The sequence below is a fragment of the Achromobacter sp. 413638 genome, from assembly GCF_043119405.1.
In the GTDB taxonomy this organism is placed as follows: Bacteria; Pseudomonadota; Gammaproteobacteria; order Burkholderiales; family Burkholderiaceae_B; genus Achromobacter.
Genome location: NZ_JBICCO010000188.1, coordinates 1 through 356 on the forward strand (window position 1 = coordinate 1; position 356 = coordinate 356).

At 68.8% G+C, this 356-nt stretch carries 1 protein-coding gene; it reads right to left on the reverse strand.

The annotated features are described in order from the left end of the window. Positions 1 to 356 (reverse strand): transposase (locus ACEU5R_RS32005; RefSeq protein WP_392413946.1); only part of this gene is annotated, 356 nt, incomplete at both ends.

Here is a 356-nt window from a genome sequence, read left to right on the forward strand (position 1 = left end):
AGATGGCGCGGATGGCGGTGGGTTCCTCGATGCTGGCGACGATCCGTACCGCGCCGCCGCAGTGGGCGCAGGTGGTGATGTCGATGGAAAAGACCCGCTTGAGCCGTTGCGCCCAGCTCATCGCACGGCGCTTCTGCTCGGGGCTGCGCGGCTCGTCGTGGGCGCTGACGTCCACTGGCGCCGCATCGCCCGCAGGCCGCTTGCCGCGCCCCGAGGGCGTCAGCTGCGCACGCAGGTTTGCATTCGGGGCGAATACGCCGTGGAAGCGGGTGAGATGCGCGCGAGGTGGCGGGACCAGTGCCGCCAGCTTGGCGATGAAGTCCACCGCATCCCATTCGACATGCGTGGTCCCATTT